20 protein-coding genes and 1 tRNA gene are annotated in these 25,247 nt (G+C 46.6%); 12 read left to right on the top strand and 9 right to left on the bottom strand.

Annotated features, from left to right (window positions below; translation table 11 throughout):
• Positions 1-28: 28 nt before the first annotated feature.
• On the top strand, positions 29-1,207 hold the full coding sequence (locus VC82_RS08430; RefSeq protein ID WP_045803341.1) for an acyl-CoA dehydrogenase family protein: 1,179 nt from the start codon (positions 29-31) through the stop codon (positions 1,205-1,207).
• Positions 1,208-1,509: 302 nt separating this feature from the next.
• On the opposite strand, the gene VC82_RS08425 is transcribed toward VC82_RS08430, so the two are convergent.
• The 7 genes from VC82_RS08425 to VC82_RS08395 all read right to left on the bottom strand — a co-directional run bounded on the left by VC82_RS08425 (position 1,510) and on the right by VC82_RS08395 (position 9,611).
• Entirely contained in the window at positions 1,510-3,807 is a 2,298-nt protein-coding gene (locus tag VC82_RS08425) for an FdhF/YdeP family oxidoreductase (RefSeq protein WP_045801983.1), read from the bottom strand.
• Between the two features lie 41 nt (positions 3,808-3,848).
• A complete protein-coding gene (locus tag VC82_RS08420; protein WP_045801982.1) occupies positions 3,849-4,217 on the bottom strand; it encodes a DUF7009 family protein in 369 nt (122 codons plus the stop codon).
• Between the two features lie 22 nt (positions 4,218-4,239).
• Positions 4,240-4,710, bottom strand: a complete 471-nt coding sequence (locus VC82_RS08415; RefSeq protein ID WP_045801981.1) for a nucleotidyl transferase AbiEii/AbiGii toxin family protein — start codon at positions 4,708-4,710, stop codon at positions 4,240-4,242.
• 1 nt (position 4,711) lies between these two features.
• Positions 4,712-4,903, bottom strand: a complete 192-nt coding sequence (locus VC82_RS08410) for a hypothetical protein (protein WP_045801980.1) — start codon at positions 4,901-4,903, stop codon at positions 4,712-4,714.
• Between the two features lie 194 nt (positions 4,904-5,097).
• Entirely contained in the window at positions 5,098-8,121 is a 3,024-nt protein-coding gene (locus VC82_RS08405; protein WP_045801979.1) for a DNA polymerase III subunit alpha, read from the bottom strand.
• Position 8,122: 1 nt separating this feature from the next.
• The gene (locus tag VC82_RS08400; RefSeq protein WP_045801978.1) at positions 8,123-9,337 is read right to left on the bottom strand and encodes a DNA polymerase Y family protein; all 1,215 of its coding nucleotides are present in this window, start codon (positions 9,335-9,337) and stop codon (positions 8,123-8,125) included.
• A 190-nt stretch (positions 9,338-9,527) separates the two neighbouring features.
• Positions 9,528-9,611 (bottom strand) — tRNA-Leu (locus VC82_RS08395).
• A 223-nt stretch (positions 9,612-9,834) separates the two neighbouring features.
• Between VC82_RS08395 and VC82_RS08390 the strand changes: the two genes are divergently transcribed.
• From VC82_RS08390 to pth, 3 genes are all read left to right on the top strand, one after another.
• Positions 9,835-10,776: a ribose-phosphate pyrophosphokinase gene (locus VC82_RS08390; protein ID WP_045801977.1), complete on the top strand. Its 942-nt coding sequence runs from the start codon at positions 9,835-9,837 to the stop codon at positions 10,774-10,776.
• Positions 10,777-10,845: 69 nt separating this feature from the next.
• The gene (locus VC82_RS08385) at positions 10,846-11,511 is read left to right on the top strand and encodes a 50S ribosomal protein L25/general stress protein Ctc (protein WP_045801976.1); all 666 of its coding nucleotides are present in this window, start codon (positions 10,846-10,848) and stop codon (positions 11,509-11,511) included.
• Positions 11,512-11,610: 99 nt separating this feature from the next.
• Positions 11,611-12,240, top strand: a complete 630-nt coding sequence (gene pth, locus VC82_RS08380; RefSeq protein ID WP_045801975.1) for an aminoacyl-tRNA hydrolase — start codon at positions 11,611-11,613, stop codon at positions 12,238-12,240.
• A gap of 121 nt (positions 12,241-12,361) precedes the next feature.
• On the opposite strand, the gene VC82_RS08375 is transcribed toward pth, so the two are convergent.
• Together VC82_RS08375 and VC82_RS08370 are read right to left on the bottom strand one after the other, a co-directional pair.
• Positions 12,362-13,048, bottom strand: a complete 687-nt coding sequence (locus tag VC82_RS08375; RefSeq protein WP_045801974.1) for a fibronectin type III domain-containing protein — start codon at positions 13,046-13,048, stop codon at positions 12,362-12,364.
• Positions 13,045-16,770 carry a reprolysin-like metallopeptidase gene (locus tag VC82_RS08370; RefSeq protein WP_245615865.1) on the bottom strand — a complete coding sequence of 1,242 codons (3,726 nt, stop codon included), beginning with the start codon at positions 16,768-16,770 and terminating at the stop codon, positions 13,045-13,047. The genes VC82_RS08375 and VC82_RS08370 overlap by 4 nt, the downstream gene beginning before the upstream one ends.
• Positions 16,771-16,862: 92 nt before the next feature.
• On the opposite strand from VC82_RS08370, the gene VC82_RS08365 reads away from it, so the two are divergent.
• The 8 genes from VC82_RS08365 to mgtE all read left to right on the top strand — a co-directional run bounded on the left by VC82_RS08365 (position 16,863) and on the right by mgtE (position 25,232).
• Positions 16,863-17,801: a bifunctional riboflavin kinase/FAD synthetase gene (locus VC82_RS08365; protein ID WP_045801972.1), complete on the top strand. Its 939-nt coding sequence runs from the start codon at positions 16,863-16,865 to the stop codon at positions 17,799-17,801.
• Between the two features lie 3 nt (positions 17,802-17,804).
• Positions 17,805-19,121: an HTTM domain-containing protein gene (locus VC82_RS08360; RefSeq protein ID WP_045801971.1), complete on the top strand. Its 1,317-nt coding sequence runs from the start codon at positions 17,805-17,807 to the stop codon at positions 19,119-19,121.
• Between the two features lie 148 nt (positions 19,122-19,269).
• Positions 19,270-20,541 carry a serine--tRNA ligase gene (gene serS, locus VC82_RS08355; protein WP_045801970.1) on the top strand — a complete coding sequence of 424 codons (1,272 nt, stop codon included), beginning with the start codon at positions 19,270-19,272 and terminating at the stop codon, positions 20,539-20,541.
• A gap of 107 nt (positions 20,542-20,648) precedes the next feature.
• Positions 20,649-22,385 (top strand): tetratricopeptide repeat protein, encoded by a 1,737-nt coding sequence (locus VC82_RS08350; RefSeq protein WP_245615864.1) that lies wholly within the window; start codon positions 20,649-20,651, stop codon positions 22,383-22,385.
• A 29-nt stretch (positions 22,386-22,414) separates the two neighbouring features.
• Positions 22,415-22,732, top strand: a complete 318-nt coding sequence (locus VC82_RS08345; RefSeq protein WP_045801968.1) for a DUF4286 family protein — start codon at positions 22,415-22,417, stop codon at positions 22,730-22,732.
• Complete coding sequence (locus VC82_RS08340) at positions 22,729-23,046, top strand: gamma-glutamylcyclotransferase family protein (RefSeq protein ID WP_045801967.1); 318 nt, start codon at positions 22,729-22,731, stop codon at positions 23,044-23,046. The genes VC82_RS08345 and VC82_RS08340 overlap by 4 nt, the downstream gene beginning before the upstream one ends.
• 22 nt (positions 23,047-23,068) lie before the next feature.
• Positions 23,069-23,893 carry a 16S rRNA (adenine(1518)-N(6)/adenine(1519)-N(6))-dimethyltransferase RsmA gene (gene rsmA, locus VC82_RS08335; RefSeq protein ID WP_245615863.1) on the top strand — a complete coding sequence of 275 codons (825 nt, stop codon included), beginning with the start codon at positions 23,069-23,071 and terminating at the stop codon, positions 23,891-23,893.
• The gene (mgtE, locus tag VC82_RS08330) at positions 23,880-25,232 is read left to right on the top strand and encodes a magnesium transporter (protein WP_045801965.1); all 1,353 of its coding nucleotides are present in this window, start codon (positions 23,880-23,882) and stop codon (positions 25,230-25,232) included. Before rsmA ends, mgtE begins: the two co-directional genes overlap by 14 nt.
• The last annotated feature ends 15 nt before the right edge of the window (positions 25,233-25,247 follow it).

The following is a 25,247-nucleotide window of genomic DNA, read 5'->3' as shown; positions in this document are numbered from 1 at the left end:
CTACGCGGGAATGACAAATAGACTATTTATGAAACCTGATCTGTTCGAAGCTCCTGATTACTACAACCTTGACGATTTATTGTCTGACGAGCACAAACTGGTTAGAGATGCCGCCCGCCAATGGGTGAAACGCGATATCTCCCCAATAATCGAAGAATACGCGCAAAAAGCGGAATTTCCAAAACAGATTATTGGCGGTCTGGCCGAAATCGGGGCTTTCGGACCATACATTCCCGTTGAATATGGCGGTGCAGGTTTAGACCAGACCAGTTACGGCCTCATCATGCAAGAGATAGAGCGGGGCGACAGCGGGGTGCGTTCAACGGCCTCGGTACAGTCGTCATTGGTCATGTACCCCATCTATGCCTATGGCACCGAAGAACAACGAAAGAAGTACCTTCCCAAGCTGGCCACGGGCGAGTGGATGGGGTGCTTCGGGTTGACCGAGCCCAACCACGGATCAAACCCCGCCGGCATGGAAACCAAGTTTAAGGACATGGGCGACCACTATCTCTTAAACGGCGCTAAATTGTGGATTTCGAACTCACCCTTCGCCGATATTGCCATCGTTTGGGCCAAAAATGAAGAAGGCCGTATCCATGGATTGATCGTAGAGCGGGGCATGGAAGGTTTCTCGACCCCCGAAACGCACAACAAGTGGTCGTTGCGGGCCTCTGCCACGGGCGAACTTATTTTTGACAACGTAAAGGTGCCCAAAGAAAACCTGCTACCGGGCAAAAATGGCCTGGGCGCCCCATTGGGATGCCTTGATTCTGCCCGTTATGGCATTGCATGGGGAGCCATCGGTGCCGCCATGGACTGTTACGATACGGCCTTGCGCTATGCAAAAGAACGCACCCAATTTGGCAAGCCGATAGCAGCCTTTCAGTTGCAACAGAAAAAACTGGCCGAAATGATCACCGAAATAACCAAGGCCCAATTACTGGCCTTCAGATTGGGGCAGTTAAAAAATGAGGGGCGGGCCACCACGGCCCAAATCTCAATGGCAAAGCGGAACAATGTCGATATGGCCCTAAAGATTGCCCGTGAGGCCCGACAGATATTGGGCGGTATGGGCATTACCGGAGAATATAGCATCATGCGGCACATGATGAACTTAGAGAGCGTTATCACATACGAAGGCACCCACGATATACACTTGTTGATCACAGGGGCCGATATCACGGGTATCCCGGCTTTCAAATAAAAGAAAAACGCTTCGCAACGCTTTTTGTCTTGGATCACCACGCTTATCAGTGGTTTCACATCATTTCTTTTGTGCCTCGGCACTCCTCCACTACTTTTACCCTGTATTAGTTCAGAAAGTAAATTTTTTCATTTTCATATAGTGTTCTCGTAAAAGGGTCCCAGTCGAAAGACGGGGCCTTTTTTGGTTTATGAAACCTCCTCACGCAAAAATGAAACGGATGGTTGTATCAATTCTACCTAAAAGCTGAATAGGCTCTCTTGGCAGAAAACAAGTAGGCCTACCGTCAACAAGAACTCATATCAAACTTTTTGCACCGTCACCTTTATCGACTTGCTTATGGGGGTCTGGCTACCCTCGGCATAGTGGTTGTACGGCACCAACACGTTTGTTTCAGGAAAATAGGCCGCCAAATTTTTTCTGGGGATGGAATAGGGAACGACCAAAAAGTTTCTGGCAGAACGCTCAACGCCATCGTATCGACTGGTAAGGTTCACCACGTCCAATCTTTTCAATTGATAGGCTTCCATATCATCGGGATGCATAAAGACCACACGCCTTTCGTTATAAACCCCCCGATACCGATCGTCAAGACCGTAAATCGTGGTATTGAACTGATCGTGGGAGCGTATGGTCATCAATAAAAATTCATCTTCTTGCAGATCATGGTCGGGCAACGGATTGATGGTTATCTGCGCCCTGCCGTTGGGCAACTTGCTAAAATCAAGCTCACGAGCGTTGTTCGGCAAATAGAACCCGACACCCTTTGAGCGTTCAGTGGTGTTTTCAAAGCCTTTGGCCACTTTGTCGATGTACGAACGGATCAGGTCGTAGTCTTCACCCAGTTCTCTCCATTTTACAGGATGCTTACCTTTAAAATAGGTATCGGCCATTTCGGCAATCAGCTCAGGTTCGCTCTTCAGACTTTCGGATGCCGGCTTCAACAAGCCTTTCGAACGGGTCACCCGGCCCATGCTATTCTCTACTGTAAAATAACGCTGTTTGCCCCCTTTCATATCTTTTTCGGACCGACCCAAAGTAGGCAAGATCAGGGCTGTTCTGCCCGTTACCAAATGGGTACGGTTCAATTTGGTGCTGATCTGCACGGTAAGCTCACATTTCTGTAGGGCTTCAGCTGTGTGCTCGGTATCGGATGCGGCCATCAAAAAATTTCCGCCCAAGCACATAAACACTTTTGCCTTGCCCTCATGCATGGCCTTGATGGCCTCAACAGTGTCGACACCCTCTTTATCGGGTGGCACAAACCCCAAATGTTTCTTGATCCGTTCATTGAGGCCTTTGTTTACATAGTGCATAATGCCCACACTTCGGTCACCTTGAACATTGCTGTGCCCGCGAACGGGGCAGGTGCCGGCAAAGGGCTTACCAATGGCCCCTTTCAACAACAGAAGGTTTACATACTCGCGAATGTTGGCAACACCATTTTTGTGCTGGGTGAGGCCCATGGCCCAACAGACCACGATTTTTGAGGCCTTAGCCAAAAATGCAACAGCTTCGTCAACTTTTTTTTCGATTACACCACATTGTTTTAAGAGAGCCTTTTCGTCATACGTGTCCAAATCGCTCATCAAGGTATCAAAACCACTTGTGTATGTGTTGATAAAATCATGGTCGAACACCTGTCGGCCATCAGTATCCATAGTAGCCAACTTTTTTAGGATCAATTTGACCAGGGCAATATCTTCATTGATCTTGACCGGTAAGTGCAGATCGGCCAGATTTTCTCCGCCACCCAACATTCCCTTCACGCTTTGGGGGTTCTTGAAATTGACCAGACCCGTTTCTTGCAGGGGATTGATGCTGATGATCTTTCCACCGTTTTCTTTACATTTTTCAAGCGCTGACAGCATACGCGGGTGGTTGGTGCCGGGGTTCTGCCCCGCAACGATTACCACCTCAGCCCCATACAGATCCTCAAGTTTTACACTTCCTTTTCCGATTCCCAAGGTCTCGCTAAGGGCCACCCCGCTCGATTCATGGCACATATTCGAGCAGTCGGGCATGTTGTTGGTGCCCAACGCACGGGCGAACATGCCGTATAAAAATGCGGCCTCGTTGCTTGAACGGCCCGAAGTGTAAAAAATAGCTTCATCGGGCGAATCCAACTTATGAAGCTCATCGGCAATCAACCCATACGCCTCTTGCCATGAGATGGGTTGGTAGTGAACACTTTCTGCCCTCAAAACCAAGGGTTCTACCAACCTGCCAACCCGGTTCAATTCATAGTCGGTCAACTGTGAAAGCTCTTCTACGGAGTGGTTACGGAAAAAATCGGCACCAATATGTTTGGTAGTGGCCTCATCGGCAAGTGCTTTGGCTCCATTTTCGCAGAATTCCCCTATTTTCGATGGCTTTTCGGGATCTGGCCAGGCACAACTGGGGCAGTCGAAACCCTCTTTTTGGTTCATTTTAGAAAGGGCACGAAAAGAACGTATGACCCCCATTTCCTTAAAAGCATGGTCCATGGCGGCTTTTATGCCCATAAGGCCCGCGGCAGTCGACATCGGTTCTTTGAGGGTGATGCCCGTAAAGGCTTCTGACCCTCTGACCGATACGTTTCTACGAAATTCTTCTTTCATGTTACTCTTACATTTTTCCAATAAGACCAAGGCAAAAGCCCTCAGCAGATGGCCTTGGGATTGGGGTAGTTGTCGGATTGGTCTTCAGTGGTATTGTCTAAACAGACAAAATCTTTTTCCAATAGTAGATACAATTCTTGCCCATCGCCAAGTTTCATGGTGTGCTCAAAGCCAACCTGCTCATTTTGGTGCCAGTCTTTGCCATGCTTTTCTGGCAGCCACAGGGTGATTGTTTGGTTCTTGAACTCGGCGCGCAGGGCATCGGCATCGGCATCTATTTTTACGGTGTATCTAAAAACACCGTCTTTAAAAGCAGTTTTCTCTTCGATCATTCCATCTTTACACAGGGCCTCGACCTCGCTTTTAGTCAGACGAAACCGAACCGAATTGCCCTTTATTCTGATTTTCATGGTTTTTAGTTTTTAACAACAGTTAGCACAGATTGTGTATTCTGCGCAGCTCTTGTATATCGAGCAGGTCTTTAGGTCTAGACGACTTGAGCTTACTGGATATGAGATCGGTCAACGACAGCACTCGCCAAGTCAAACCATTGTCGACGGTCACAATTTCAGAACTGTCAAAAACTTCCTCGAAAGATTTATTCACCGAAAAGTTGGTAATCAGTTCAAGGTTTAGATCTACGGGTGAAAATTTTACCGAAATATTCTGCTCCCTATTCTTTACCTGATCAGGAAAATCGTCTATTTGATATCCCATTTCATCAAACACCTTAATGAGTTTTTCAAGATTTTCATCCGCGGTGTCAATCCAAAAGTCAACATCTGCAGAATGTCTTTGGTAGCCATGAAAATTGACGGCCCCACCACCTACCATAATCATTCTAACCCCAAACTTGTTGGCAATTTTAATAAAGGTGTCGATGTTTTCTTTCCACTGTCGCAATTCAGGATAGCTTTATCTCAATCAAAAAATTGTTTCCTTTATTTTCGTCCTTATCCTCTTTTTTCACGGGAAAGTGTTTTAATCGTTCTGCCATCTCAAGAAAGCGATAAAAACGCTCAATGGGCGTGAGCGACAAGAACTCTTTTTCCTGCTCTAGATTGCTTTCTGCTTTGGTCCTAAAAATAATTTCCATCACTATAAGGGTTGAAACCTTATAAAGTTACAACGAAAAGTTTTTTAGTGGCCAGAATGAAAGACAAAATAGAAAAATCGATTACTTTAGAGCATGTTTGCCTTGATGGATTGCACCAATTTTGGTGTCGCTAAACTTGGGTTTTCAAGTTGAAAATGTGTAATCTTCATATTTAAATGATAAAGCGTTTAAACTTAAAATTCCCCCAATCCTTCCAGCCTGTGGCTGGTTGCTAATCGCTTTCTGTTACCAGTTTTCATATCGGCATATCTGGGGTCTGGCACATAGTCTTGTTTTTGCATTTTGATGACCTCGATGCTCAAAAAACCAAACTCACTGACGACCTTGCCGTAAAAACGATAAATGCCACGGCCCCGAAAACGATATTTTGCGGCCACGGGTGGAAACAACACCGTATCGAAGACTTCACCGTATTGATCCAACAGTGTGGCAAAGTGCATTCGTTCGCCTTTGTGGGTACTGGTATTTTTTACCGTCACCAAATACCCGTAGATATCAATATGCCTATTAAGGTACCGATGTAAATCGCGTTGCCCATTCTTGCTCTTGGGCGGCTCTTGCAAAAGTTCGAACGGACTGCAGAGTGGAAAGCCCAATAGCTCCCATTGCTCAAAAGCAGTTTCCAGGTCAGTAGTGTGCAGCTTCGGAATTTGGAATTTCTGCCGCTTGGGCGGAAAAAGTTTTGGATGCCCAGATCGTTTGCCTTTCGAAAGTATCAAATGTGCTTTCCACAGTAGTTCATGCTTGTTTATACCCGTAAACCGAAAGGCATCGATTCGGATAAGGATACTTAATTGCTCAATAGATATGGGCACTCTGTCCACAAATTCTTCCAAAGATTCAAAACAACCGTTTTGCTCACGCTCGGCCACGATTCTTTGCATGACACGCTGTTCGAGCTCACGCAAATACATAAAGCCCAAATAGATTTGCTTGCCATAGATGACATTGGCAATCTGGCTTTGGTTGATACACGGGGGGTGTATGGCAGCCCCTAACATTCTGGCTTCATGGACATAGAATTCAGGACGGTAAAAGCCGCCGCCATTGTTGAGCACGGCCACCATGTATTCCAACGGAAAATAGGCACGAAGAAAAAGACTCTGATAGCTTTCAACGGCATAAGAGGCCGAGTGTCCCTTGGCAAAGGCATAGCCGGCGAAACTGGCAATCTGGTGCCAGATTTCGTCGATCAATTTTTCATCATATCCTTTTTTGATGCAATTGTTCCTGAATTTGCCCTTTACCTTTTCAAACTCATCGCGTGAGCGGAACTTTCCGCTCATGCCTCGTCGCAGTACATCGGCCTCTCCCAAATCTAGATCGGCAAAATAATGTGCCACCTTGATGACATCTTCTTGGTAAACCATGACCCCATAGGTTTCGGGCATAACGGCCAACATTACGGGGTGGCCTCTTTCTTCTGCCCTACCGGGATTTCGGTGTCGGAGAATATACTCGCGCATCATACCACTTTTGGCCACACCAGGCCGAATGATGGAACTGGCGGCAACCAAACCCAAGTAATTGTCAACCTCTAACTTTTTCAACAGCATACGCATGGCCGGTGATTCCACATAAAAGCAGCCCATACATTGTGCTGTTTTTATAAGGTTATTGATTACGGGATCTGTATAAAATTTAGAAACATCATGAATGTCAAAGTTTACCTTTTCGGGCCGGTTCTGGCGTATAATGGCCAATGTATCCTTTATTTTTCCCAAGCCCCTTTGCGCCAAAATATCAAACTTGAACAACCCTACATCTTCGGCGATGACCATATCAAAATGTACTGTGGCAAAACCCTTTGGCGGTATGAAGGTCGCAGAAAAACAATGCAGAGGTCTTTCGCTGATAAGTATGCCACTTGCGTGCACACTCACATAATTGGGCATGCCCTCGATGAGCTTTCCGTATTTTAGAACAAGCTTGGCCATGCTGTCCAATTTCAATGCCACTGTTTTGCCCTCGCCCAGCGCATCGATCTCTTCTTTTGGCAACCCAAAGACTTTTCCCAACTCACGAACCACCCCTTTGTACTTAAAGGTCACATAGGTGCCCACCAGAGCCACATGCTTGAACCGGTCAAAAATGTACCGGGTCATTTCTTCGCGGTCATGCCATGAAAAATCAATGTCAAAATCAGGTGGATTGGCGCGGCACAAATTGATGAAACGCTCAAAATAGAGGTCAAGGTCTATCGGGTCCACATCGGTAATAAAGAGAAGATAGGCCACAATGCTATTGGCCCCGCTGCCTCGCCCGACATAATAAAACCCTTGCTTTTTGGCATAGGTGACAATATCCCAATTGATCAAAAAATAGGATACGAAACCCATTTCTTTGATAAGGCGCAATTCTTTCTGTAATCGCTTTTGAATTGATTCGGTGATTTTTTCGTACCGCTTGGGCAAGCCTTCAAGACACAATTTCTCTAGCAGCACCTCATCTTTCTGTTTGCTACCAGTATAATATTTCAAGTTTTGGGGCTTCCGGTTTTTCGAAAAATCAAAATGGACAGAACACTGGTCAAGCAGTTTTTGGGTATTCTCAAGAATATAGCGGTTTTCTGAAAAGACCTCCACTAGATTTTCGATAAGGAACATTTTCTCCTCTAGATCGGCCTCTTCGTTTTTGTCGAGCTTGCTCAACAACACATTGTTGTCTATGGCACGCAACAACCGGTGTGCATTAAAATCCCGTTTGTTTCTAAAGGTTACCGGTTGTTGCACCACCAACTTATGCTTGAGCTTCTTAAGTCTTGAGAAAGGCAGTCGGCGCAAGTCCTTCACCGAAATCCCAATAAACTCATGGGGCAAGAAGTCATGCTTTTCGTTCAAGAGCACCTTTTCAAATGGATAAACGACGAACACATTTTCAAAGTCAGGGGCGCACTGCGGAATTTCCAATGCATTGTGCAGATGGTATGATAGATATTCGTTGAGTTCTTGATAACCATCGTTGTTCTTGGCAATGCCCACGAAACACTGGTCAGCGCCATTTCTGAAGTCAATTCCCAAGACAGGACTTACACCATATTTAGGAGCTTCCCTGACAAAATTCAAGCAGGCTGAAGTGTTGTTGATATCGGTCAATGCCAATTTTTTGACATGGTTTTGTTTGGCCAACCGCAACAACTCTTCTTCAGAAAAGGTTCCGAAGCGAAGACTGTAATATGTATGGCAATTCAAATACATATCACTGTTTTCTATGGGCCAAGACAATCGGGGGCTGACCATTGAAAGGGTTGTGCATTCTACCTATGGTTCTGGCGCCCATGGCCGAGGCACGAACGACCGCACGGTCACCAAAACGGTCTCGCACCTTGTCCATGGCATGGTACAGGTTCAATGCCTCTTCGGTATCATCAAAGAGGTTTATTTGGTAATTGCCCGATACCAGGTGGCTGAACCGTATGCCCACCAAACGCACCAACATGCGCTTATTGTACAATGAATCGAACAGGTCTAAAATTTTTGGTATCAGAATATGGTCGGCACTTGTGTAGGGAATCCGTTTTTGTTTTGAATAGGTGTTAAAATCTGAATACCGTATTTTGACCGCAATACAAGCGGTCAATTTATTTCCACGCCGCAGTTGGTAGGCCAGGTTCTCGGCCATGGCCATAAGAATGCCCCGCAACTTTACAACATCTATGGTATCACGGTCAAAGGTGCGTTCATTTGAAATCGATTTTCGATCACAAAATGGAACAACGGGGGTATTATCGATTCCGTTGGCGCGTTTCCAAATTACCTTACCGTTGACCCCGAGCACCCTTTGCATGACATCAACCGGCATTTTCTGTATGGTCTTTACTTGGCGAATGCCCAAATTCCGCAATGTCTGATACGTTTTATCGCCCACCATGGGAATTTTTTTGACCGAAAGCGGTGCCAAAAATGGCTTTTCATAGCCAAAATCAATTTTCAACTGATTGTTGGGCTTGGCCTCATTGGTAGCAACTTTAGAGACCACCTTGTTCACCGACAAGCCAAAAGAAATGGGCAGTCCGGTCTCTTTGATGATTTTTTGGCGCAGTTCAGATGCATATTTGTAACATCCAAAAAACCTATCCATTCCCGAAAGATCTGCATAGAACTCATCTATACTTGACTTTTCAAAAACAGGGACCGCCTCTTGTATTATTCCGGTGACCTCATCTGAAAACTTACTGTAGGTACCTGCATTGCCCTTGATTACCCTGGCCTCTGGGCATAATTCTTTTGCCATCTTCATGGGCATGCCGGAATGGATGCCATATCCCCTGGTCTCGTAACTACAAGCGGCCACCACCCCCCTGTCTGTAACGCCGCCGACCAGTAAGGGTACATTTTGCAGCTCAGAATTGAGCCGACGTTCCACTGACACAAAAAATGTGTCAAGATCAAGATGTAAAATAGTCTTGTTCAAAGCTATCTGAATAAGACCCTGACGCCACCGGCCAAGGTTGGTTCGACCCCCTGTTTTGGCACCATACGCCTACAAAACAGGAATGTATCAAAAAAGGATAGCTAATTTATGGAATATTTCCTATTTTTTGGAATATTTCCATTTAAAAGATTGTAAAAAAGCCCCCAATTGCTTGAGGGCCTTTTTTATGTACCGAAGGTGGGAATCGAACCCACACGGTATTGCTACCACTGGATTTTGAATCCAGCGCGTCTACCAATTCCGCCACTTCGGCAAATCAAAATACTTTTCAAACTGAATCTAGAAATCCAGCGCGTCCACCATCCCGATAACTATCGGGACCGCCTCATCGGTAAATGGACTGCAAAACTAAAAAATAATTTTATTCCTGAAACTAAATTTACCCATATTTATGCTTTTGCAACCCGATTAAATTTTTAAATTTGCACCTCTTTAAAACAGAGGAGGCCAAAAAAGCTAATTGACAACACATTACGATGCCCTATCAAGTTCCAGAACCCAAGATTTTTGCCTGTACCCAAAGTACTGAACTGGGCAAAAAAATTGCCGCCAAATACGGTGCCGATCTGGGCAATGTCATTTTTTCACGATATAGCGATGGTGAGTTTCAGCCTTCTTTCGAAGAATCCATTCGAGGGGCTCGAATTTTTGTCATTGGTTCAACACACCCCGGTTCTGAAAACTTGATGGAAATGTTGTTGATGCTCGATGCCGCCAAACGTGCATCGGCACGGCACATTACTGCCGTAATGCCCTATTTTGGCTGGGCACGACAAGACCGAAAAGACAAGCCACGGGTTCCCATAGCGGCCAAATTGATAGCCAAGATGCTCGAAACGGCGGGGGCCACCCGAATCATCACAATGGATCTTCATGCTGACCAGATACAGGGCTTTTTTGAAAAACCTGTTGACCACCTGTTTGCGTCGACCCTATTTTTGCCCTATCTCAAGAACCTGAGCCTAGAGAACCTGTGTATAGCCTCACCCGACATGGGCGGCTCAAAAAGGGCCTACGCCTATTCGAAGGCACTGGAAAGCGATGTGGTCATCTGCTACAAACAGCGGGCAAAGGCCAATGTCATTGAAAAAATGGAACTCATTGGCGAGGTAGAAGGCAAGAACGTGGTTTTGGTAGACGATATGGTCGACACGGCCGGTACGCTCACCAAGGCTGCCGACCTGATGATCGAACGTGGGGCACAGAGTGTCAGGGCCATCACCACTCACGGGTTATTGTCTGGCGACGCCCATGAAAAAATAGAAAAATCAAAATTGAAGGAGTTGATCATCACCGATTCGATTCCCACCAAAAAAGAAAGTGGAAAAATAAGGATATTGAGTTGTGCCGGGCTGTTCGCCGATGTGATGCACCGCGTACACCACAACACCTCGATATCATCAAAGTTTTTAATGTAAGCCTCTCCGGTGCCCTGAGCGATCAGGGCAGTAGAGCAACCGATTAATATTAATTTTTTAAACTAGACTATGAAGTCAATTACAATCAAAGGATCCCAAAGAGAAAGCGTGGGCAAGGCATCCACCAAGGCCCTACGTAATGCTGGAAAGGTCCCTTGCGTGCTGTACGGAGGGGATAAACCATTACACTTTTCAGCTGACGAAATTTCGTTCAAAGACTTAGTGTACACCCCCAACGCGCACACTGTTGTGATTGAGTTGGAAAGTGGTGAGAAGTTCGATGCAGTAATGCAAGACATTCAGTTTCACCCAGTGACCGACAGAATTTTGCACATCGATTTCTACCAGCTGTTCGAAGACAAGCCTGTGACCATGAAAATCCCGGTACGCTTAGTGGGCAACTCGCCAGGTGTTCGAAACGGTGGTCGTTTGCTCTTCCGTAAACGTAAACTGGAGATTCGTGCATTGCCGGCCAACCTACCCGATTTCTTCAATGTTGACATCTCTAAGCTCAAAATTGGCGATAACATCGCAGTAGAGTCATTGTTGAGTGACGATTATACCATTTTGCACCCAGACTCGACCGTTGTTGTCCAAGTTAAAACGCAACGTGCCGCAGTGGTCGTTGAAGATGATGAAGAGGAAGATATTGAAGGCGTTGAAGGAGAAGAGGCAGTTGCTGAAGGTGCTGAAGCGCCAACGGCCGATGCTCCTACTGAAGAAAGCGCAGAATAGCATAATTTCTGAAACCCTTTTTATAAGGAAGCATCCCGAACAACCATATACTATTGGTTTTTGGGATGCTTTCGTATTTTTGGCGCAAAGCGAGATCCGATGTTCAAGTGGCTATTCCCTTTGTTTGGAAAAAGGGCATCCGTACTTTCAGAAACCGATACCATGAAAAAATTCTTGATCGTAGGTCTGGGCAACATAGGGCCCAAATATGCCAATACCCGGCACAATGTGGGCTTTAAGATTCTTGATACACTGGCCGAAGAAGAAGGCCTCACCTTCGAAACCGCAAAGCTGGGCGATATAGCGGTCTTTAAATATAAGGGAAGGCAAGCCTTGTGCCTGAAGCCCTCAACCTATATGAACCTAAGCGGCAAGGCGGTGCGCTATTGGATGGAAAAAGAAAACATTCCCTTGGAAAATGTCTTGGTCATCACCGACGATATCAACCTTCCGTTTGGCACACTACGGCTAAAAATGAAAGGGAGTGATGGTGGCCACAACGGACTGAAAGATATACAAAGTACCTTACAGACAACGCGGTACAACCGTTTTCGTTTTGGGGTAGGATCCGAATTCGGCAAGGGCCAGCAAGTTGATTACGTATTGGGTGAATGGAACGATGAAGAAAACGAACGCCTGCCGGAGCGCCTTAAAAGAGCCACTGAACTTGTTCGCTCGTTCATATTTGCCGGTACCAAAAATACGATGAACATTTTCAACAACACCTAGCTTTAGGTGGGTTCGAATTTAAATCGGAGCTTTCTTCTGGCCGAAAAGCCAAACGAAACCGGTAACCGTCAGTTCTAACAGCATCGAAAAACAAGAAAGGCCTCCAGTTTTTTAATGCGAGTCAAAGCACCTTGAAGTCATAAACGCCCGAGTCAGAGGTGTTGCCTTCGGCATCTTTTGTGATTACTTTCCAATAATAGGTAGTTCCTGAAACAACCCCAACGTCCATTGTGCTCTCATCATTGTTCAACGTTCCCAACAGGGTCAATGGCGGGTTCTGTTCAGAAAAATAAACTTCAAAAACATCGATATCGTTTTCAACATCTGCACCCGACCATTCAAGGGTTACCTGCGACAAAGCATCGGCAATAATGGTCTGCCCTGATTTTGGGGCGATGATCTGCGCCGGAAACGGCGCATATGTCGTCTGCGAACCGGCATTGTAGAACAACCAGCTTTCACTGGAGGCCGTCAAATCTGAATCTGTATTGGTAGAAGTGACCGACCACGAGAACGGAGCCCCTTTTTCTATTGAAAGGCTGGCCGAGGTAGCTACCGTGGTAAGGGTCTGTGGCGTATTGGTATTCAGGTTCACCACGCTGAGCGTGTAAAGGTCGGTATTGGCCGAAGGCTGCCACTCAAAGGTGACACGGCTCAATGTCTCATTGACGGGCTGCCCGGTGGTGCACTCTGAATTCTCTAACGGAAACACCAAAATGGCCCCTTCAGGAATTGGCGGTGGAGCATTGTCGTCACTACCGCAACCAACGAGTATGGCAACAATCCATAAAAAGATACCCTTTTTCATTGCTTAATGACTTTTTGGGTCTTTTTAAACCCGTTTCCTGAAATTTCCACATAGTAGATGCCTTGGGGCAATCCTGAAAGACTTATTTCTGTCTGTACCTTTTCGCTTGTTTGACTTTCTTCACGGACCAATTGTCCGTTTGCAGCAAAAACCCTAATGCCCAACGGTTGGTTTGCATGATCATAGTAAATAGACACATTGTTTCTGGTCGGATTCGGAAACAAAATGGGCTCAGGGGCCACCACTAACGTTTCTTCATAAATACCTTGGCAAGGTAATCCGGTCGAAACTTTTAAAACATTCGGTCCCTTTTCGAGATCAAGCACCAGTTCACTTTCTGCGGTCTGAACCACCACCCCATTTATTTCCACGTTGTAAAACCCGCTTCCTTCCATTTTCAACGCAACTTGTGTCGAGTTGGCCAGCAATTTTGAGCTGACAGTCAAAACATCAGGTTGTTCAACAACCACATTAAAACATATTTCTTGATAGACCAGGGCGCCCATGCTTCCAGAAATACAGAGCGAATAATTGCCTGCCTGTAAATTTTGAAAGACGAAACCATCATTGAAATTGACGGTTTCGTTCAGGCCACTGCCATTGAGTGTAGCCATGTAATCAATGGTATTGTCTGCCGCTGAAATTGAAATCGTGGCATCATTGCTACTTCTACAGCTTTCGCTCTCGACCTCAATGGTAAAATTGTCTTGCGCAAAGCGGTTCACTTGGCAGCCGTTGGTATCGACCTCTGCCCCCTTGGGCGTGCCAAGACAAAGGTCATCACCATCATCGAACACCCCATCTTCATCTTCATCGGGCCTAAAAGTGCCCTCAACGCAGACTTCCAACGTAAACGACTTTAACTCGCCTCCGTCAGAAGCCGCCGTATCTTCAATCTCCAGCGTCCAGGTACCTAGGGCTGATTCTCCTTTGAATGACCCCAAGGCCCCCAATGGCCGTACCGTACCACTGATGGCAGGGTCGCCAGAACAAGTTATTTCACTTCCTTCATCATCAAATATGGCGTTGATATTGTTACTGCTGCCGCATGACTTCGATACCAACGCCACTTTCGTGCCCGAGGGTGAAATCAGGTTGATTACCAAATCTTCCAAAAAAGTATGGTCGATTTCCAAGGCGAGATTGACATCGGCCACTGGCAGGTCTTGTAAAATGGTAACCGATGAGGTGATGGTCGCTGGGCCGTCGGAAGGAATCTCCAACGGCAGGATGTCCCCATCAATATTTTTGCAATCTTTTTCAGTGGTTATAAAACTGAACGGGGTGCCAAATATGCCTTCTCCACAAGTGTTCTTGGGCTTTACCCTCCAAAAATAGGTTGTCTCTGGCTGTAGGTTTGAAGGTTTGTATTTGTTGAGCTGTACAGCGGCCGATTCAATCACATCGGCAAATGTCGCATCAGTGGCAATTTCGATGTCATAGGAAGTGTAGACAGGGTTGTCTTGCCAGGTGAACAAGGGGTTGACCGAGGTGTCAACCGATAAATCGGCCGGTTCAAGCAGTACGACTTCTTCAAACGTACTATCGTAAACATACAATTGCAGTACAACCTGTTGGGTGGCCGAAGGCGCCGTCGATGTAATGGTAACAGGATAGAGGCCTTCTGCCAGCCCCCCCGTGTTGGAAAAGGTAATATCGACATCTGTGGCATCGGCGGTGGCCGTTGTGGGCGAAAAAGCAACGGTGAGTCCGACTGGGGCATCCGCAGAAAAAGTCGATGTTTCACCGAACCCCCCCGATGTGTTGTACACAAAGGGCACCACTAGGTCGTTGGGTTGGCACACCTCAACATCGAGCGTTTCAAAATCAAGTACCACAGGGCTCTCTTCAATGGTGAAATCTGAACTGTTCACCGCAAAGAAGATATTATCACTCGCCTTGACCATTATTCGGCCCATATCAGTAGTGTTGGCGGGCAGCAACACCTCTGCGCTTCCATCGTTCAAGACATCATCGGCAATTTGAATGGGAAATGAATTGCCCCCATCAACCGATAGAAATATATCGACCGTTTCGGTATTGATGGGCGCTATATCGGTATTGGCCACGTTCCATGTAACCGTCTGTACGCTACCTGCCGAATATGTTTCACCTGAGTTTTGCGAGGTCACCAAAAACGGACCGGCAGCATTTATGACCTGAACCACAGTGGAGGCGGTAACCACTTGCCCCCCACCCGTGCCATTGTCACGCACGGTCAAGGCAAAATTTAAGTCACGCTGAATGTTCGAAACAGTCTCCCAAGCAGCGTTAATAGTCGGGTTGGTCTGTGTAAGGTTGCCCTGTACCACTTGCGATAAACGCGGAAAATATCGCTGGGGGTCTGTAGTGGGCGGCAAAGACCTAAAATTGGCGCCACTGGCATTTTCAGGCCCAAAGGTTTCAGCGGTGACCACCCCATTGTCTATCTGCTCCCATGTGTAGGTCAGCACATCGCCCAGATCGGGGTCGGTGGCATTGGCTGACAAAACAAAAGCAGTGGATTTCGGAATCACATAATCTTCCAATGGTGAAACCACCGGCGGTTCATTGGTCAGTGCAACCGTTTGGGCACAGCTTACGGTCTGCAGATAGTCAATTATTTGAACGATGCTGTAATAATGAAAGTAATCGTCCCCGTTAGGGGCTACATTATTGCCTTCAACAATACCCGCATACCCCATGATTGTGGTGCCACTTGCTGGTTCAGCCTGTACAGAGGTTCCTTCGGATTCGAACGACCAAGTATGGTTGGCCCCAAATTGATGGCCCAACTCATGGGCGACATAGTCTAGATCGAAATCATCGCCCTCGGGCTCCTGTGCCGATGAAAAGGCACTGCCCTTTCTGTTATCGACACAGACCGACCCTATAAAACCGGCGTTGCCATTGTTGTTGTCTTTGTGAAACAGATGCCCCACATCATAGTTGGCCTCGCCAATGGCAGTGGTAAGTGTATTCTGCACCTGTGAGTTGAGCCCCCCGTTGTAGGGGTCGGTCGCTGGGTCGGTGAAAATAATCTGGTCATTATCGGGCACCAACTCCAAGGTTACCGCCAAATCGGTTTCAAACACCTCATTGACCCTGGTAAGCGTTGCATTGATAGCGGCCAGGGCATCGGCCACGGTTCCCCCATGGTGCTCGGTATATTCCCCGGTGGCCGAAACTGCGATCCGAAATTTACGCAGGGTCTGGTCATCGATCAATACTGCAGGAAACAGGTCGGTTGCGCGAGCCATTTCGGTAGTCTTGCACACAAATGGTGAATCTTTCAATACCGATTTGTCACGCTCATAAGCCACATACAGGCCAGACTCTTTGGATTTTTCAAGAAAGGAGGCCCTGTGACTGCCCACATCAACGCACATGCCCTGAACTTCTTTGTGCGAAACACTCAAGCGCAGTCGAGTGGTGCCATCCTCACTTATTCCAGTGAACGATTTTATAAAGGGGTATTTCTTTGACAGTTCTTCATGAAAAACCGGAGTTTCCCATATTCGGAACCTTTTCAAACTCCCATTTTGAAGCGGATACCGAATGGTGATGGGCCTTTGCTTTCCGACCTTGGTCAACAATGCCTTGAAAGTTGGTTCATCCAAAGAGAAAAATGCGGCGCTTTTGATGTCATCATCATTGGCCAAAGAAGTGCTTTTGACCGATTGTTGGGGTATGTACTGCCAATATACCTCTTGGGCGGTTGTAGAAAACCAACCCAAAAACATGGTTATTGCCAAAACAAAATGTAACTTAGCTTTCATGCAAAAAAGGGGCATAAAACGTCTTTAAAAGTAAGCCTTTTTATTTCTTTTGTTCCGTGGAAACAGTCAAAGGTATTTCTAATTTCGACAAATCGCACCAAACCATTATAACCATCGGCACCTTTGACGGTGTGCACATTGGCCACCGCAAGATACTGGAACGCCTCATAAACAGTGCCAAAGAATCAAGTCTCAAATCGACGGTGCTTACCTTCTTTCCACACCCCCGAATGGTACTTCAGAAAGATGCCAACATAAAGCTGTTGAACACCCTTGAGGAAAAATCGCGGATCCTTTCACAAATGGGGCTCGATTACCTGATTGTTCACCCCTTCACCAAAGAGTTTTCGCGGCTGTCGGCCACTGATTTTGTTCGCGACATTTTGGTCAACGGCCTTAAAGCCAAAAAAGTGGTCATCGGCTATGACCACCGTTTTGGCCGCAACCGAAATGCCAACATCAACGATCTTCGGGCCTTTGGCGCGGCACTTGATTTTGAGGTGGAGGAGATTCCCGCACAAGAAATCGACGATGTATCGGTCAGTTCCACCAAAATTCGAAAGTGCCTCTTAGCGGGCGATGTGGCCACTGCCAATAAATATCTGGGCTATGATTTCATGATCACGGGCACGGTTCAAAAAGGCAAGGAATTGGGGCGCCAATTGGGCTTTCCAACGGCAAATTTAGTGGTTGAAGAGACCTACAAGTTGATTCCGAAAAGTGGTTCGTACGTAGTGCGCAGCACTATTGATGGCCAGCAAGTACATGGCATGATGAACATCGGGCGCAACCCAACTGTGGCCGAAGAAGAGGCGGATGGAAAACCCAAGAACATTGAGGTGCACTTCTTCGACTTTGAGGGCGACCTGTACGGACAAAAGCTTCAAATCGACATTCTCGACCGCATTCGCGATGAACATAAATTTGACTCGGTCGAACAATTGAGGGTACAGCTACAAAAAGATAAGGAGACCGCCCTTAAACTAATCGCATAACCCGTGCTGAAACAGTTTCTTTTTAAGCCCATAGACAATGCCGCCTTGGTGGTATTCAGGGTATTCTATGGTTTCTTGGTGGCTGCCGAATGTTACGGGGCCATAGCCACAGGTTGGGTGAAAAAAACCCTTGTCGAACCCCAGTTCACCTTTAACTTCATCGGGTTTGAATGGCTGCAACCGCTGCCCGGCAATGGCATGTACATCTATTTTGCCATTATGGGCACGCTGGGGCTCTTGATCATGATCGGCTACAAATACCGTTTCAGCGCCTTTGCCTTTGCGATTATGTGGACGGCCGTTTACCTAATGCAGAAAACCTCGTACAACAACCACTACTACCTTTTGATGCTGTTGGCGTATATCATGGCCTTTTTACCCGCCCATAAAGATGCGTCGTTCGATGCACGGCTGAACCCCCGAATCCATTCAAACGTGATGCACAATTATGTTCGATGGATCATTATCGTGCAACTCTTTATCGTTTACACCTACGCCTCAGTGGCCAAATGCTATGCCAATTGGCTGGATCTCAGCATCATCGAGATTTTGATGCGCAGCAAAAAAGACTATTTTTTGATCGGCAATCTCTTGCAGCAAAGGTGGCTGCACTGGTGCGTGGCCATTTTCGGCATTTTGTTCGATTTGCTGATCGTGCCCGCCCTGCTCTGGAAACCGACCCGAAAGTGGGCCTTTGCCTTTTCGATATTCTTTCACCTGTTCAACAGTTACATTTTTCGCATCGGTATCTTTCCGTATCTCTCCCTAGCCTTTACGGTATTCTTTTTTGAGCCACAGACCATACGGAAGATCTTTCTACGGAAAAAGGAGGTCATCATTCCAACCGCCATTCCGAAGCCAAAAAACCATCAGCTTGTATTGGGCATCTTGGCCGCTTATTTTTCAGTACAAATTGCACTTCCGCTCCGGCATCATTTCTTCAAAGATGATGTGCTGTGGACAGAAGAGGGCCATCGATTGAGCTGGCGCATGATGCTTCGCAGTCGATCCGGCATACTCACCGTTCGGGTGGTCAACAAAGAAACGGGCAAAATTACCGTGGTCGACATCAACGACCACGTGACCAAAAAGCAAGGCAGAAAGGTGGCCTGCTACCCTGACTTTACCTGGCAGTTTGCCCAATACTTGAAAAGATTTTATGCTGAAAAGGGAGAAGATGTGGCAGTATATGTAGATAATAGGGTCAGGGTGAACCAACACAAGTTCAGACCCTTTATCGACCCAAAGGTTGACCTCGCCAGTGTGCCCTGGAAACATTTTGCACACAACGAGTGGATTTTACCGTCGCAATGGCAATAATTCTTTGCCCCCTGTTCGACTTTGCAATAAACTTCATCACCAAACCCGCTAAGCATTGAAAGGTATTTCAAGATTATATTTAGATGCAAGCATTAGGGGCATATTAATCTCAATTATTGAGTAAATTTGCCGCAGCAAAATCTTGAACATGCTACAGCTACAGAGAATTCGAGAAAACAAAGATGCGTTGGTAGAGGCGCTCACCAAACGAAACATCGATGCCAAGGCCATGCTGAACGGCGTGCTGCTCTTAGATGAGAAAAGACGGGGCCTGCAAGCCGAACTTGACAATACGTTGGCCGAATCGAACAAGCTGTCAAAAGAAATCGGCATGCTCTACAAATCGGGCAAGGCCGATAAAGCCAATGTGCTGAAGGAAAAAACCACTGAACTGAAGGAAACGGCCAAACTACTTGCCGACGAACTGAATGATACCACTGATGAGCTGGATAGGATGCTGTACCAGATTCCGAACATTCCCCATGAATCGGTACCGGCCGGAAATTCAGAAGAGGATAACGAAGAGGTGTTCAGGGCCGGTGAGGTGCCACAACTTTCAGACAATGCGCTCCCCCATTGGGAGTTGGCCAAAAAATATGGCCTAATCGATTTTGAGCTCGGTGTCAAGGTCACCGGTTCTGGTTTTCCCATTTACAAAGGAAAAGGGGCCAAACTGCAACGGGCCCTGATATCGTACTTTTTAGACAAGAACACCGAAGCAGGCTATTTAGAGGTACAACCACCGCTGTTGGTCAACGAAGCCTCGGGCTTTGGCACGGGTCAATTGCCCGACAAAGAGGGGCAGATGTACCATATAAAACGTGACGACCTGTATCTGATACCCACTGCCGAGGTGCCCATTACCAACATGCTGCGCGATGAGATTTTGGCTGAAACCGATTTTCCGGTCAAACTTACCGGCTATACCCCCTGTTTTAGAAGAGAGGCCGGTAGTTATGGCGCACATGTGCGCGGCCTCAACCGTCTGCACCAGTTTGATAAGGTGGAGATTGTGCGGGTAGAGCATCCCGATAATTCGTACAAGGCCCTGAACGAAATGGTAGAACACGTCAAAACCCTTCTGAACGAGCTACAACTGCCCTACCGTATTTTGAGGCTTTGCGGGGGCGACCTTGGCTTTACCTCGGCCCTCACCTACGATTTTGAAGTGTTCTCGACCGCGCAAGACCGTTGGCTCGAAATCAGTTCGGTCTCCAACTTTGAGGCCTACCAGGCCAACCGTCTAAAGTTGCGCTATAAAGACAAAAATGGCAAAAACCAACTGGCCCATACCTTGAACGGAAGTGCCTTGGCCCTGCCCCGTCTGTTGGCCGGAATTTTGGAAAACTACCAGACCGATGCCGGCATCAAAATTCCAGAGGTGTTGGTACCGTATTGCGGGTTTTCATCCATCGAATGAGAAGTTTTTCAGAATCAGTTAACACAAAACAGCCGCATTCTCCGTTATCTTTGAATATGCGGTTTTTCATACTTCTAATTTCGTGTTTTGTATTCCAATCGTCACTAATGGCACAGGAAGATTTTCTTGCCAAGCAATATTTCAACGATGGTGATTACGACAAGGCCGTGGCCTTCTACGAGAAGTTGGTAAAGCAAAATCCACGAAGAACCGACTATTCAGAAGGGTTGGTGGCCTGTTACCAGCAATTGGAGCGTTTCGCGGAAGCCGAACAATTTTTGTTGGAGAAGGTTCAAGAACCCTATGCGTTTCCTACCTTCTTGATCGAGCTAGGTTACAATTATACGTTACAAGACCAGCCTGAAAAGGCGCAAGAATACTATCAAAAAGCTATTGAAAAAATAGAGGAAAATCCCAATTTTGGCTACAGCATAGGTTCGCGGTTTCAGAAATACGCCCTATTGGATGAGGCCATTCAAGCTTTTTCACGGGCCATGGAACTGAAGCCCGACCTCAACTACGACTTTCAACTGGCCCGCATCTATGGGGAAAAGGGCGAGATCGGTAAAATGTTCGAGTACTATCTGAAACTCATCAGCGAAGGCAAGTCATCACGGGCCAATGTACTGCGCTACATCGACAACTTTGTTTCCGAGAATCCGCAAGACGGGAACAACCTCATACTACGAAAATTGTTGTTGAAGAATGCCCAGAAAAATCCAGATGTGCTTTGGAACGAGCTATTGAGCTGGCTCTTTATACAGCAACGGCAATTCAAGAATGCATTTGCACAAGAACGGGCCATTTTCAAGCGCTCAGAGGCCCAATCAGTAGAAAGGCTTCAATATGTGGCCAGTATGGCATTTAAGGAAGAAGATTTTGAGTCGGCCAAGGAAATGTATGGTTTCATCTTAAAGAACGCCAATGACCCTGCGGCCAAGTTAAATGCCGAATTGAACTTGATCAAGATCGATTTGGCCTCCGCCACCGAAAAAGAATATGATGCCATTGAAAAACGGTATCAAGAACTGCTCGATTTTTATGGATACCGAAATGAGACTTTGGAGCTTCAGATTGCCTATGCCAATTTTCTGACCTTTAACCGTGAAAACCCAAAGCCCGCCATCGACATCCTCAAAAAAAGCCTTAAAACACCCATGGGCAGATTTCAGGAAGCCTATCTAAAATTGGCCTTGGGCGATATCTTGGTTTTCGACCAACGGTTCAACGAGGCCCTCATTTATTTTACGCAGGTACAAAAAAGCTTAAAAAACGACGTGTTGGGGCAAGAGGCCCGTTTTAAGGTGGCCCAGACCAGTTTTTACAAAGGTGATTTTGATTGGGCACACACACAACTTAAAGTGCTCAGAGGCTCTACCTCGCAGCTGATTGCCAACGATGCGATGCAGCTCAGTTTGCTGATTTCTGACAATTCTCTTGAAGATTCTACCCAGACCGCCCTAAAAAAATATGCCCACGCCGATTTGTTGGCATACCAGAACAAGACAACAAAGGCCATCGAGGCCCTTGAAGATATTCTTCAGAACCACAAGGGTGAAAAAATAGAGGATGAGGCCTTGATGAAACAGGCCGAACTGTACGAAAAACGTGGGCAATTCGACAAGGCCCGTTTTAACTATCAGAAAATCGTGGAGTTCTATGGACAGGATATTCTTGCCGATGATGCCCATTTTGCGCTCGCCGAGCTCTACCGAAAAAAATTGGACGACCCCGAAAAAGCAAAGTTCCATTACGAAAAGATCATTTACGGCTACCAAGACAGCTATTATTTTCCCCGGGCACGCAAAAATTTTCGTATTTTACGAGGCGATTCCATTAACTGACCCTTCCCCCATCGGTTAATAATTTTGGAATGTATATCTACAACGTAACCATCAATATTGACGACAGCGTACACGACCAATGGCTCGATTGGATGCGTGACGAGCATATTCCTGATATGCTGTCGACCGGAAAATTCATTTCAGCAAAAATGTGCCGGGTCATGGTCGAAGAAGAAATGGGCGGCACCACCTATTCGGTGCAATACACGGCCCTAGACAGAGAAACCTTGGTGCGATACTACGAAGAAGATGCCGAACGTCTGCGCAACGAGGGCATTAAAAGGTTTGCTGATAAATTTGTGGCCTTTAGAACAGAACTCGAGCTTATAAACGAACAACAAAAATGAAATGTACACAGCATTATTTCTGCTATAGTGACCTGCAAACAAACGAACGGCAACTGCAAGTCTTGGGGAGGAAGATTACTGGAAAAAAAGACATTCTCAAAGGATTTAAATTAGTCGAAAAACAGGGATTCGATGCCCCTTTTGCCGTCCAATCAAACAATCCTGTCCACAAGTTGGAGGGAACCCTCTACAACATTTCGTTTGTTGACCTTTTTCATTTAGACGAATATGAGGAACAATTCAAAACCACCCGAATCAAGGCCGAACTGAGATCAGGGTTAATGGCTTGGGTATATATCGACAGTCTCAATTAGTAATAGACACAACACGAGCATTGTGAGCAAAAGCCCAAGAAAAACCTTTGTAAAGGCCAAGAAACACTTGGGCCAGCATTTTCTCAAAGATGAGGCAATCGCCAAAAGAATTGCCGATACCCTTTCGTTTAAGGGTTACCATCAGGTACTTGAAATCGGGCCCGGCACAGGGGTACTTACCAAATACCTTATTGAAAAGGATATCGGGTTGGTGGCCATGGATCTTGATGTGGAATCCATAGCATATCTAAAAAACGACTTTCAAAGGCAGTATGCCCCAGTACTAAGAGATGGCAAGGGCCTCACCATTGTACAGGGCGACTTTTTAAACTTCGACCTTTCAAAATTGTTCGGCAACGAGCCCTTTGCCATTACCGGCAACTTTCCGTACAACATTTCCACCCAAATAGTTTTCAAAACACTGGAGATGCGGCACCAGGTTCCTGAGTTTACCGGAATGTTCCAAAAAGAAGTGGCACAGCGCATCTGCGCCAGTGAAGGCAATAAGACCTACGGTATCATATCGGTTTTGACCCAGGTTTTCTATGAAACCGAATACCTGTTCACCGTGCCGCCGCACGTTTTTAAACCACCGCCGAAAGTCGAGTCGGGCGTAATTCGCTTGGTCCGCAAAAATGGGCCCCAGCCTGACTTTGACAAGCAACTTTTTTTTAAAGTGGTCAAAATGGCTTTTAACCAACGGAGAAAAACCCTTCGAAACAGCCTTAAAAGTCTGGGGCTCCCTGATATTCTCAAAGAAGATGCTATCTTTGACCGGCGCCCGGAACAGCTATCGGTAGCTGAATTTTTGGCACTGGTGAAGAAGATAGGCAATGACCCCATTTAAACTCACAGACGAGCTTTTAGAGCAGATCAAGCAACTGATTGCAGACAACGACACCCAAGAACTGCGGTCAATGATGCAAGAGTTCCACTATGCCGACGTGGCAGAGATTGCCAACGAGTTGAGTGTAGAAGAGGCCACCTATCTTATCAAACTACTGGATAGTGAAACGACCTCTGATGTCTTGACCGAAATGGATGAGGATGTTCGTGAGGCCGTCTTGAACAATCTGTCTGCCAAAGAGATTGCCGAAGAGCTCGAAGAGCTCGACACCGATGATGCCGCCGATATCGTGGGCGAGCTGCCCAAAGAAATCGTGCAAGAGGTCATCTCTGAAATTGAAGACCGCGAACACGCTAAAGACATTGTCGACCTTCTTCGTTATGACGAGAATTCTGCCGGTGGCTTGATGGCCAAAGAATTGGTGAAGGTCAATGAGAACTGGACAGTGCTCAATTGCGTAGGCGAAATGCGCAAACAGGCCGAAAATGTTACTAGGGTACACTCCATATATGTGGTCGATGACGAAGGAAAGCTCAAAGGGCGACTTTCTCTAAAAGACCTTTTGACCGCATCTACAAAGACACACATTCGTGATATCTATATCCCAAAAGTAGATTCTGTCAACGTTAACGAGAAGCCCGAAGAAGTGGCCAAAATCATGCAGAAGTATGACTTGGAAGCCATTCCGGTTGTAGATGAAATAGGCCGTCTTGTAGGGCGAATCACCATTGACGACATCGTCGATGTCATCAAAGAGGAAGCCGATAAAGACTATCAGATGGCAGCCGGTATATCTCAAGATGTCGAAGCTGATGACAGCATCTGGGAATTGACCCGTGCACGCCTGCCCTGGTTGATACTCGGGCTATTGGGCGGCTTGGGTGCCGCGGCCATCATGGGCGGCTTCGAAGAGATGATCAGCCAACATGCCATATTGTTTTTCTTTACCCCTTTGATAGCTGCCATGGCGGGCAATGTGGGCGTACAATCGAGCGCAATCATCGTACAGGGCCTGGCCAATGACGATTTAAAGGGAAGCATCGGGAACCGCTTGGTAAAAGAAATGCTCTTGGCCCTTTTGAACGGACTCATATTGGCGGTGTTGTTGTTGCTTTTCACCTGGGTATGGAAAGGCACTTTCAACACAGCAGTGGCCATTTCACTTTCGCTGGTGGTCGTAATCGTGGTGGCAGGATTGGTAGGTACCTTTATACCGCTTTTCTTGCATAAAAGAAATATAGATCCGGCCATTGCAACCGGCCCCTTCATTACCACAAGCAATGATATCTTTGGCATCCTTATCTATTTCTGGATCGCCAAATTGATTTTGGGCATATAAATCAAAATCTTCCTT

It is taken from the genome of Flagellimonas lutaonensis (assembly GCF_000963865.1).
GTDB classification, from domain to species: domain Bacteria; phylum Bacteroidota; class Bacteroidia; order Flavobacteriales; family Flavobacteriaceae; genus Flagellimonas_A; species Flagellimonas_A lutaonensis.
The sequence above is the reverse complement of the archived record's forward strand: the minus strand, read 5'-3'. Positions and strand labels throughout refer to the sequence as shown.

Excerpts from the sequence above, each read along its gene's own strand:
- VC82_RS08430 (WP_045803341.1), top strand. The coding sequence starts at position 29 with ATGAAACCTGATCTGTTCGAAGCTCCTGATTACTACAACCTTGACGAT.
- VC82_RS08425 (WP_045801983.1), bottom strand. The coding sequence starts at position 3,807 with ATGAAAGAAGAATTTCGTAGAAACGTATCGGTCAGAGGGTCAGAAGCC.
- VC82_RS08420 (WP_045801982.1), bottom strand. The coding sequence starts at position 4,217 with ATGAAAATCAGAATAAAGGGCAATTCGGTTCGGTTTCGTCTGACTAAA.
- VC82_RS08410 (WP_045801980.1), bottom strand. The coding sequence starts at position 4,903 with ATGGAAATTATTTTTAGGACCAAAGCAGAAAGCAATCTAGAGCAGGAA.
- VC82_RS08405 (WP_045801979.1), bottom strand. The coding sequence starts at position 8,121 with ATGTATTTGAATTGCCATACATATTACAGTCTTCGCTTCGGAACCTTT.
- VC82_RS08390 (WP_045801977.1), top strand. The coding sequence starts at position 9,835 with ATGCCCTATCAAGTTCCAGAACCCAAGATTTTTGCCTGTACCCAAAGT.
- VC82_RS08385 (WP_045801976.1), top strand. The coding sequence starts at position 10,846 with ATGAAGTCAATTACAATCAAAGGATCCCAAAGAGAAAGCGTGGGCAAG.
- pth (WP_045801975.1), top strand. The coding sequence starts at position 11,611 with ATGTTCAAGTGGCTATTCCCTTTGTTTGGAAAAAGGGCATCCGTACTT.
- VC82_RS08375 (WP_045801974.1), bottom strand. The coding sequence starts at position 13,048 with ATGAAAAAGGGTATCTTTTTATGGATTGTTGCCATACTCGTTGGTTGC.
- VC82_RS08370 (WP_245615865.1), bottom strand. The coding sequence starts at position 16,770 with ATGTTTTTGGGTTGGTTTTCTACAACCGCCCAAGAGGTATATTGGCAG.
- serS (WP_045801970.1), top strand. The coding sequence starts at position 19,270 with ATGCTACAGCTACAGAGAATTCGAGAAAACAAAGATGCGTTGGTAGAG.
- VC82_RS08350 (WP_245615864.1), top strand. The coding sequence starts at position 20,649 with ATGGCACAGGAAGATTTTCTTGCCAAGCAATATTTCAACGATGGTGAT.
- VC82_RS08345 (WP_045801968.1), top strand. The coding sequence starts at position 22,415 with ATGTATATCTACAACGTAACCATCAATATTGACGACAGCGTACACGAC.
- VC82_RS08340 (WP_045801967.1), top strand. The coding sequence starts at position 22,729 with ATGAAATGTACACAGCATTATTTCTGCTATAGTGACCTGCAAACAAAC.
- mgtE (WP_045801965.1), top strand. The coding sequence starts at position 23,880 with ATGACCCCATTTAAACTCACAGACGAGCTTTTAGAGCAGATCAAGCAA.